Annotated in this window: 9 protein-coding genes; all 9 read left to right on the plus strand. The window is 56.5% G+C overall.

What is annotated here, in order from left to right; all coding sequences use genetic code 11:
* Window positions 1–131: 131 nt before the first annotated feature.
* The 9 genes from A3K90_RS02190 to A3K90_RS02230 all read left to right on the plus strand — a co-directional run bounded on the left by A3K90_RS02190 (window position 132) and on the right by A3K90_RS02230 (window position 9,447).
* Complete coding sequence (locus A3K90_RS02190; protein WP_303680955.1) at window positions 132–899, plus strand: ScpA family protein; 768 nt, start codon at window positions 132–134, stop codon at window positions 897–899.
* Window positions 892–2,166, plus strand: coding sequence for a DUF1015 domain-containing protein (locus A3K90_RS02195; protein ID WP_303680956.1), 1,275 nt, complete (start codon window positions 892–894; stop codon window positions 2,164–2,166). The genes A3K90_RS02190 and A3K90_RS02195 overlap by 8 nt, the downstream gene beginning before the upstream one ends.
* 7 nt (window positions 2,167–2,173) lie before the next feature.
* A complete protein-coding gene (gene tsaE / locus A3K90_RS02200; protein WP_303680957.1) occupies window positions 2,174–2,614 on the plus strand; it encodes a tRNA (adenosine(37)-N6)-threonylcarbamoyltransferase complex ATPase subunit type 1 TsaE in 441 nt (146 codons plus the stop codon).
* On the plus strand, window positions 2,611–3,315 hold the full coding sequence (tsaB, locus tag A3K90_RS02205; protein ID WP_303680958.1) for a tRNA (adenosine(37)-N6)-threonylcarbamoyltransferase complex dimerization subunit type 1 TsaB: 705 nt from the start codon (window positions 2,611–2,613) through the stop codon (window positions 3,313–3,315). The genes tsaE and tsaB overlap by 4 nt, the downstream gene beginning before the upstream one ends.
* 64 nt (window positions 3,316–3,379) lie before the next feature.
* Window positions 3,380–3,775 carry a ribosome silencing factor gene (gene rsfS / locus A3K90_RS02210; protein WP_303680959.1) on the plus strand — a complete coding sequence of 132 codons (396 nt, stop codon included), beginning with the start codon at window positions 3,380–3,382 and terminating at the stop codon, window positions 3,773–3,775.
* 124 nt (window positions 3,776–3,899) lie between these two features.
* The gene (gene gyrA, locus A3K90_RS02215) at window positions 3,900–6,389 is read left to right on the plus strand and encodes a DNA gyrase subunit A (protein ID WP_303680960.1); all 2,490 of its coding nucleotides are present in this window, start codon (window positions 3,900–3,902) and stop codon (window positions 6,387–6,389) included.
* 59 nt (window positions 6,390–6,448) lie between these two features.
* Entirely contained in the window at window positions 6,449–6,676 is a 228-nt protein-coding gene (locus A3K90_RS02220; protein WP_303680961.1) for a CDGSH iron-sulfur domain-containing protein, read from the plus strand.
* Window positions 6,677–6,712: 36 nt separating this feature from the next.
* Window positions 6,713–8,506: a CTP synthase gene (locus A3K90_RS02225; protein ID WP_303680962.1), complete on the plus strand. Its 1,794-nt coding sequence runs from the start codon at window positions 6,713–6,715 to the stop codon at window positions 8,504–8,506.
* A 50-nt stretch (window positions 8,507–8,556) separates the two neighbouring features.
* Window positions 8,557–9,447 carry a mechanosensitive ion channel family protein gene (locus A3K90_RS02230; RefSeq protein WP_303680969.1) on the plus strand — a complete coding sequence of 297 codons (891 nt, stop codon included), beginning with the start codon at window positions 8,557–8,559 and terminating at the stop codon, window positions 9,445–9,447.
* The last annotated feature ends 145 nt before the right edge of the window (window positions 9,448–9,592 follow it).

The following is a 9,592-nucleotide window of genomic DNA, read 5'->3' on the forward strand; positions in this document are numbered from 1 at the left end:
GTGTCAACATGAGCGGGAAATCTCAAGGTTCCATTTTTTTGCCGGCAGGCCAGTTCTTTTCTTATGCTTGGGCATTTCTCCCCGCTTTTTCTATCTTGATCCAGTGAGTTTTCCAACGCACATCCGACCGCATGTTCAGGATCAGCCTTGAGGAATTTGAAGGTCCGCTCGACCTGCTCCTCTTTTTCATCAAGAGGGATGAACTGGACATATACAATATCCCCATTTCAAAAATCACCAACGATTTCGTCACCCACATCCATCAGGCCAGAACCCTTAACCTCGAAGTGGCGGCGGAGTTCATCTACATGGCCTCGATGCTGATGAGTATCAAGGCAGCGATGCTCCTGCCCCGTCCTTCTGTGGAGAATGGCGATACAGATGAATTCGACCCCCGCACCGAGCTGGTGCAGCGCCTGCTCGAGTACAAGCGCATTAAGGAGGCAAGCCTGCAGCTTGCGGAGATGGCCGAGGCTCGCTACGAACTCTTTGCCCGCGGATTTTTCGAGGAATACGATCAGGAGGTCGTTGACGAAATGGACGAACCGGTCAACCGACCGACCATTTATCATCTCATCAAGGCCTACCGCTCGGTGCTCGACAACATGCCGAAGGCCATGACACGCAATGTGATGGAAGCTCCTGTGACGGTGCACGAGCAGACAGAGCTGATCTTCCGGATGCTTAAAGAACGGGTGCAGGTGTCGTTCACTTCTGTTCTCGAAGGCGTCACCCAGCGCATCATCCTCGTGGTGACGTTTCTCGCAGTGCTGGAAATGTGCAAGAACCAGCGGATCATGGTGCTGGTGAAGGAGGGGCACGATGACTTCTGGATCGCCAGAAGGAACGGCCCGCCCGAGATTGACAACAACCCTTTAGTCCTGTTCGCCGATGCCTGAAATCATGCCCTTTGCCGGACTGCTTTACAGCCCCGCCCTTCTGGAGGATGCCTCCAGTCTGATCTGCCCTCCGTATGACGTAATCCCGCCTGCACTGCAGGATGAGCTCTATCAGCGGTCCGAAGTGAATGCCGTGCGCCTTGAGCTTCCAAAGGAGGCGGATCCCTACGCGGCTGCCGCCGGGCGCATTGCCGAATGGCTCCAAAGCGGTGCGCTGAGGGTTGATGACAGCCCGGCGCTCTATCCCTACTTCCAGACGTTTACTGATCCTACTGGCCGGGAGTTCATGCGCAGCGGTTTTTTTGCCGCAATGCGCCTCTCTGATTTTACTGAGAAAAGAGTGTTGCCGCATGAAAAGACCCTTTCAGGCCCTAAGGCGGACAGGTTGAACCTTTACCGCAGGACCCGCACGAACATCAGTCCGGTGTTCGGCATCTATGCCGATGAAGCGGGCACTGCCGACCTGCTGATGAAGGAGTACGCGGAAGCCCACCAGCCGGTGCTTGATGCTATGTTGCAGGGGGTCAGAAACCGGATGTGGCGCATCGATGAGCCCGCCCTGCTCAAGCGGCTCCAAGGGTGCCTCTCGGAGCGCACGGTCTATATTGCCGATGGCCATCACCGCTATGAGACCGGCCTCAACTACCGCAATGAACGTGCCTCCGCCAACCCCGGCCATACCGGAGACGAGCCATACAACTTTATTCTGACCTATCTGGCCAACATGTATGACGAGGGACTGGTCGTTTTTCCAATCCATCGCCTGCTTCACGGTATCGAGGGTTTCGATGCCGCAGCGTTCTCCGGGCGACTCGCTGAGTATTTCACGGTAACGGAGCTCGAAGGGCGAGAAGCGCTCGATGCATTTCTCGATGCCGAATCCTCAAACTATGCTTACGGGGTGGTTCTGCCGGACAAGGTTCTTGGTGTCGTGCTTGCCGCTGAACCCGATCAGGTTCTCGATCCCTCATGTCCCGATGCTCTCCGGCGTCTGGGGCTCGTTGTTCTGCATGATCTGGTGCTCGGACGGTTGCTCGGCATCGGGGCGGAGGCTTTGGCGGCGCAGAAAAACGTGGTTTACCGCAAGGATGAGGATGAGGTGTTCCGTGCTGTAGGGGCGGGTGAGGCGCAGGTGGGGTTCGTGGTGAAGCCGACGACTGTCAGGCAGGTGATCGACGTGTCGGAGGGCGGGGACGTCATGCCGCAGAAATCGACCTTTTTCTATCCAAAAATTATGACGGGGCTGGTGTTCCACTCCCTTGGCTGAGCCAGATATGAATGATGTTTTCCGTTCCGATTCTGCTGAAGAGACCCGGGCTGCCGGCCGGAGCTTTGCTGCAACCCTGTCCGAGGGCGATGTTGTTGCCCTCTCAGGTGAGCTTGGTGCGGGAAAAACGGAGTTCATGCGCGGAGTGACGGAATATTTTTTGTGTTCGGAGCAATTATCCAGTCCAACCTTTCCCCTGATGAACGTCTATACGGGATCCGTTGGGGGCCGTGAGGTCACCCTGCACCATTTCGACCTCTACCGGCTCGAGACGCCTGAGGAGCTTGAGGGGATAGGATTCGGCGAGTACCTGGCTTCAGCGTGGGCCTCGTTTGTGGAGTGGGCGGAGCGTTTTCCGGGGTATGAGGGCTGTTACACGGCCCGGGTCTCCATAGCTTATGACGGCACTTCAGCTCGTATCATTACCATCACCGGGAGAGGACGATGAACATCCTCGCCATCGAGTGCACGCACGGGGTTCTCGGCATCGCCCTGCTGCATGGGGCAGCCGTTCGGGACATGTGCGGCGAAGCCTGGCAGAAGACGGCTGAAAGCATCGTGCCGCTTATTGATCGGGTTATGATGGATGCGGCAGCACCCCCGGAGTCGCTCGATGCGGTCGCGGTATCCTCCGGTCCGGGTTCCTTTACGGCGCTGCGAATCGGGATGTCGGTGGCCAAGGGCGTAGCCTGCGGGCTCGGTATTCCGGTTGTGCCTGTTCCAACGCTGCCGTCGATGGCGGCGTCCCTTCCGTCGGACTTCGGGGCGGAATCGGTGATGGCGGTGGTCGAGTCGCGGAAAGGCGAATATTATTACAGCGTCTTTCGCACTGCTGATCTTGAATCTTTCAAATGGGATGCGCCTGTGCTGCGTGGCGGAGCGGAGGCGGTGCTCACCGAACTCGCCCGTCACCCTGACGGAATGGCCGTCGTGGGACGCAACCTCGATCCGCTTCGGGATGCACTTCAGGCGGGTCGGGCGAGGGTTGCCGATGCGGATTTCTTTACGGCGGCCTCTCTCCTGCCGATGGCCGGAAGATTGCTGTTGATGGGCGGCGGAGCGGATGCTGGGGCGGTGGAGGCAAACTACCATCAGGAGTTTGTGTCCGGAAGCGCACCGGCGGGGCCGGGTGGAGTTGGCGGGGAGTGAATGATTGCTATATTCCTGCCGTGCGGATTATGTACTGTCAACGGTTTGAACTGAATGGAGCGTTATGGGAGCCAAGAAAAAAGATGTAACGGCAGCACCGAAAGAGGTGCGTGAAGTTGAAGTCGGCGAACTGCTCGCCCGCCGTGCGGCAGAGCTGACGCTGGAAAAGAAATGCGAAGAGGTGAAAATCCTCGACGTCAGGGCGTTGACCACGATGACGGATTTCTTCGTGATTGCCACTGCCGATTCCGATCGCAAGGCAAAGGCTGCGGCCGATCATGTTGTCGATGAACTCCGCCATGACGGCGAACGACCCCTCAATATCGAGGGTATGGAAACCATGCGCTGGGTCCTTCTCGATTATGTTGACGTTGTCGTTCATATTTTTATGCCGGACGATCGTCGTTTTTATGATCTGGAATCACTATGGTCCGATGCGCCGGTCATCACGGTAAGCTGAATTCGCATTGCAGGTTCTCTGTTTTTATCGTCCTCGGCGGCCTTGCTGAAATCGGTAATTATCGGGGAATTTTATACATTGTCAAGTCGCAGTATCTATAGCCAATATCACTCCGGATTGCCCTATGCAGCGCCAAAGAATACTCCCTGTCACCATTGAGGAAGAAATGCGGGGGTCCTACCTCGATTATTCCATGTCGGTCATCGTCAGCCGCGCCTTACCCGATGTGCGCGACGGCCTGAAGCCGGTCCACAGGAGGGTGCTGTATGGCATGCATGAGCTGGGCCTGCAGGCAGGCAAACCGCATAAGAAATCGGCCCGCGTGGTCGGTGAAGTGCTCGGTAAGTTCCATCCCCACGGCGACACCGCGGTTTACGACAGCCTTGTACGTCTCGTGCAGGATTTTTCGCTCCGCTATCCGCTCATCGATGGCCAGGGTAACTTCGGCTCCATCGACGGCGACTCCCCTGCGGCAATGAGGTATACTGAGGTCCGCATGAAGCAGATCGCCGGTGAAATGCTCAAGGATCTTGACAAGGAGACCGTTGACTTCGCCCTGAACTTCGACGACTCCCTTGAGGAGCCGACCGTCCTTCCCTCATCGATTCCGAACCTGCTTGTCAACGGCGCATCCGGCATCGCTGTCGGGATGGCGACCAATATTCCGCCTCAGAACCTCCGCGAGGTGGTCGACGGTATGATTGCGCTCATCGGGAATCCGGGGCTTGAAGTCTCGGATCTCATGAAGCATGTGATTGCGCCCGACTTCCCGACCGGCGGCATCATTTACGGATATGAAGGCGTCCGTCAGGCTTATCTGACGGGTCGTGGCAAGGTGGTCATTCGGGCCCGCGCGCTGGTCGAAGTCACCCAGAAGAACGGCCGTGAGTCGATCGTGGTCACCGAACTGCCCTACCAGGTCAATAAGGTGCGGCTGATTGAAAAGATTGTTGAGCTCGTTCACGACAAGAAGGTTGAGGGTATCGCCGATATCCGCGACGAGTCGGACCGCGACGGTATGCGCCTCGTCATCGAGCTCAAGCGCGACGCCGTTGCAAAAGTGGTGCTGAACAACCTGTACAAGCATACGCCGATGCAGGATACGTTCGGCGTCATCATGCTCGCCCTTGTCGACGGGGTTCCAAGGGTCCTGAACCTCAAGGAGATGATGCAGTTCTACATCAAGCACCGCAACGAGATCGTGCTGCGCAGGACGCGTTACGACCTTGCGGCTGCCGAGAAAAGAGCACACATCCTCGAGGGGCTTAAAATCTGTTTGGATCATCTTGACGAGGTGATCACCACCATCCGGGAATCACCCGATGCCAATACTGCGCAGGACCGGCTTATGGAGCGCTTCAAGCTCTCCGAGGTGCAGGCCAAGGCCATCCTCGAGATGCGTCTCCAGCGCCTTACCGGTATGGAACGCCAGAAAATCGATGCCGAGTACAAGGAAACTCTCGCTCTTATCGATGAACTCCGCCTTATCCTTGAAAGCCCTGAACGGCAGCTGGAGATCATCCGAACGGAGCTGCTCAAGGTGAGGGAAGTATACGGTGACGAGCGCCGGACGGAAATCGTGCCGCAGGAGGGAGATTTCTCCATTGAGGACATGATCGCTCAGGAGGATGTGGTCATCACTATTACCCACGATGGGTTCATCAAGCGCTTCCCGGTCTCCGGGTACCGCCGTCAGGCTCGCGGGGGCAAAGGTGTGACGGGAGCTCAGGCCAAGCATGATGACTTCATTGAACACATGTTCGTGGCCTCCACCCACAACTATATCCTTTTCTTTACCAACACCGGGCGCTGCTACTGGCTGAAGGTCTATGAAATCCCCGAGGCTGGACGCGCTGCACGAGGCAGGGCGCTGGCCAACATCATGGAACTGCATCCGGACGAAAAGATCAAGGCCTACATCAATATCCGCAATTTCGATGAACCGGGCTACATCATCATGGCTACGGCTGACGGCATTGTCAAGAAGACGGCACTCGATGAGTTTTCGCGTCCTCGCCGTAACGGCATTGCCGCCATCACTATCGATGATGGTGACGCGCTTCTCGACGCACGCCTCACCGATGGTGACCATCAGGTGATTCTCGCCAAGAGTTCCGGCCTGGTTGTCCGCTTCCCTGAGGTGCAGGTCCGGCCGATGGGCAGGACTGCCATGGGTGTAAAGGGCATCACGCTTGACCGCGGAGAGAAGTGCATTGCCATGGTTACCACCAAGCGGACCGACACGGCTCTGCTTGCTGTGACCGACAACGGGTTCGGCAAACGCAGCAGGGTTGAGGACTACCGCCTGACGAAGCGCGGTGCAAGGGGTGTCATCACCCTCAAGGCCCATGAGAAGATCGGCAGCCTGGTCGGCCTGATCGACGTCAATGACGACGACGATCTGATTCTCATCACCACGCATGGAATTGTGAACCGCCAGCACGTGTCCGATATCCGTCTCACCGGCCGCAATACCTCGGGCGTGAAGCTCATCAGGCTGATGGCGGGTGACTTGATCTCCGCGCTTGCAAGGGTGCCGAAGAGCGACGAGGAAACTGATTCTGAGGTGTTGCTTGAGGATCCCGACGGCCAGATGCCGCTTTCGTTCGAATGAGAACAGGCTCAAGGCGCAACCGACTGATCAACTGAACCGTTTCCCATACCGAGGGACCAATGGAGAAGAAAGGACCATACATCATCACTGAACAGCCGGGTACGAAGTACTACTGCGCCTGCGGCATGTCAATAAATCCGCCATACTGCGATGGTTCGCACAAGGGGACCGAGAAGCACCCTGCTAGGGTCGAGATCCTGGAGGAGAAGAATGTCGCCGCATGCGGCTGCGGCCGCTCTGCGGACTTTCCCTGGTGCGATGGATCCCATAAGGTACCCGGTAACTGACTACTTCCACTACACCAATAAACGAGGGACAGCTTCATGGCTCGGCCGAAAAATGTGAAATATGTTTTTGTGACAGGCGGGGTCGTCTCCTCGCTTGGCAAGGGAATCCTTTCCGCATCATTGGGCATGTTGCTCAAGTCCCGCGGACTTCGGGTGGCCATACAGAAATATGATCCATACATCAACGTTGATCCCGGTACCATGTCTCCCTACCAGCACGGAGAGGTCTATGTGACCGACGATGGTGCTGAAACCGACCTCGACCTCGGCCACTACGAACGATTCCTCGATGAATCGACTTCACAGGCATCGAACCTCACCATGGGCAGGGTCTACAAGTCTGTAATTGACAAGGAGCGCAAGGGAGAGTACCTCGGCGGTACAGTTCAGGTCGTTCCGCATGTGATAGATGAAATCAAGGACAGGCTTGCCGAACTGGCCAAGAACGGACACTACGATTTGATTATCACCGAGATCGGAGGTACTATCGGCGACATTGAGTCGCTACCCTTCCTTGAGGCGATGCGCCAGATGAAGCTTGACATGGGCGAGCGCAACCTGCTGAACATCCATCTCACCTTCGTTCCTTATATCAAGGCGGCCAGTGAGCTGAAGACCAAGCCGACCCAGCACAGCGTGAAAATGTTGCTTGAAACAGGCATACAGCCCGATATTCTGGTCTGCCGTAGCGAAAAGCCGCTGTCTCGTGAAATCAAGAACAAGGTCGGCCATTTCTGCAACGTCAACGATCTCGATGTTATCGGTCTCAATGATTGCGATACCATCTATGAGGTGCCGCTTACGCTGCTTCAGGAAAAGCTTGATATGCGCGTTCTCAAGAAGCTCGCTCTCAAGCAGTACCATGAGCCGGACCTTGTAAAATGGAAGGACTTCTGCCGGAAGGTGAAGCATCCGGAGGGCGGCGAGGTGAACATTGCCATCTGCGGTAAGTACACTGAATACCCCGATGCTTATAAGTCGATCCTTGAGGCTCTGGTCCACGCCGGTGCGAGCAATAATGTGAAGGTGAACATTCGTCTCATCCGGGCCGAGGACGGTGAATCGAAATCCTACGACTTTTCAAAGGAGCTCGCCGGAATCAACGGCATTCTTGTCGCTCCCGGATTCGGCGATCGCGGCATTGAGGGCAAGATCGAGTTTATACGTTACGCCCGCGAGCAGAATATCCCGTTTCTCGGCATCTGCCTTGGCATGCAGTGCGCGTCGGTCGAGTTCGCCCGCAATGTCTGCGGACTGCAGGATGCAAACTCCACAGAGTTCAACAAGCGCGCACGTTTTCCTGTGATTGACCTCATGGAGCAGCAGAAGAAAGTTAAGGAGAAGGGCGGCACCATGCGGCTCGGCAGCTACCCATGCATCATCAGAGAAGGTACGAAGGCCCATGCGGTCTACGGGAAGTTCCTCATCAATGAGCGGCATCGCCATCGTTTTGAGTTCAATAACACCTTCCGCCCGGCCTTTGAGGAGCATGGCATGATCTTTTCCGGCACTTCGCCGAACGGCGAACTGGTGGAGATCATCGAAATTCGTGACCATCGCTGGTTCGTCGCTGTGCAGTTCCATCCGGAACTGAAATCGAGGGTAGAGAAGGTCCACCCTCTCTTTCACGGATTTGTGGCGGCAGCTAAAGCTTATGCCGATGGTGTGCACCAGCTTGAGCTTGGCGCTTCTGCTGAGGTTCATGAGACGCCCTCGCCGGAACCTGACCCTGCACCGTCGGGGTTTGCTTCAGGAGAGAGTTTTGGTACGCCTTCGTTCTTCGTTGAGGATGAACGTCCGGCTGGAGATGGGGGGCAGGGGCTTTCCTGAGCCCTGGCCGTACCAGTTCACCACTGAAAAGCGATCCCGCCATGCCAGTCATGCAGTCAGTGCAGGAACCGTGGAGCCATGTGGAGGCTTTCCTCAGCCGGCCTCTGCTTGCTATCGGCCGGTCCGAGGTCTCGCTCCTGAAAATCATCACTATCCTTATAGCGCTTGCGCTCATCGTCATGGCTGCGCGCTATCTGAAGCGACTTCTTGTCCAGCGCCTGCTCGTCGAGAAGGTCCATGACGAAGGCGCCCGGTTTGCGCTCGGCACCATCACCCAGTATCTGGTGGTGATTTTCGGCGCTCTCATCGTACTGCAGTCGGCTGGCATCAACCTGAGCTCGCTCACGGTACTTTCCGGAACCATCGGCATCGGTATCGGGTTCGGCCTGCAGAACATCGCAAACAACTTCTTCAGCGGCATCATCATTCTGCTTGAAAGGCCGGTGAAGGTGGGCGACCGCATCCAGGTAGGGGATGTCAACGGCGACGTGGTGCGTATCGCCATCCGTTCGACGACCATCCTCACCAACGACAACATCAACATCATCATCCCGAACTCGGAGTTCGTTTCGAACCAGGTCATCAACTGGAGCCACAACGACCGAAACCTAAGAGTGTCGGTGCCCGTCGGGGTATCCTACAGCTCCGATCCGGAGGAGGTGCGCAGCATCCTGCTGCAGGTCGCCACAGACCACCCCGACATCCTCGCCAGCCCAGCTGCGGATGTCATCTTTTCAGGGTTCGGGGGCAGTTCGCTCGATTTCGTGCTCCGTGTCTGGACCAGCACGCGCATCCAGACGCCGAAAATTCTGCAGAGCGAAATCAACTTCAGGATCTTCGAAGCTTTCGGCAGGAATGGCATCGAAATCCCCTTCCCCCAGACAGACATCCATCTGAGAAGCGCAAGCGTGCCGCTCTTTTCCGAACAGCCCGGAACGTAAGAAAGCGGGCGCCCCTTATCCTGATTCTTTGCGTGCCTCCGGCGAAGGGGCAGCTCTGGCTCTTGCGGAACGTTTCATTGAAGTGAGCGCGGTGTATTATAATGGATGGGTAAAATAATTTACAGAAAAGCGACAAAATGATTTG

Source organism: Pelodictyon luteolum (assembly GCF_001622165.1).
In the GTDB taxonomy this organism is placed as follows: domain Bacteria; phylum Bacteroidota; class Chlorobiia; order Chlorobiales; family Chlorobiaceae; genus Chlorobium; species Chlorobium luteolum_B.

Coding starts and splice junctions, on each gene's coding strand:
- A3K90_RS02190 (WP_303680955.1), top strand. CDS start 132: ATGTTCAGGATCAGCCTTGAGGAATTTGAAGGTCCGCTCGACCTGCTC.
- A3K90_RS02195 (WP_303680956.1), top strand. CDS start 892: ATGCCTGAAATCATGCCCTTTGCCGGACTGCTTTACAGCCCCGCCCTT.
- tsaE (WP_303680957.1), top strand. CDS start 2,174: ATGAATGATGTTTTCCGTTCCGATTCTGCTGAAGAGACCCGGGCTGCC.
- tsaB (WP_303680958.1), top strand. CDS start 2,611: ATGAACATCCTCGCCATCGAGTGCACGCACGGGGTTCTCGGCATCGCC.
- rsfS (WP_303680959.1), top strand. CDS start 3,380: ATGGGAGCCAAGAAAAAAGATGTAACGGCAGCACCGAAAGAGGTGCGT.
- gyrA (WP_303680960.1), top strand. CDS start 3,900: ATGCAGCGCCAAAGAATACTCCCTGTCACCATTGAGGAAGAAATGCGG.
- A3K90_RS02220 (WP_303680961.1), top strand. CDS start 6,449: ATGGAGAAGAAAGGACCATACATCATCACTGAACAGCCGGGTACGAAG.
- A3K90_RS02225 (WP_303680962.1), top strand. CDS start 6,713: ATGGCTCGGCCGAAAAATGTGAAATATGTTTTTGTGACAGGCGGGGTC.
- A3K90_RS02230 (WP_303680969.1), top strand. CDS start 8,557: ATGCAGTCAGTGCAGGAACCGTGGAGCCATGTGGAGGCTTTCCTCAGC.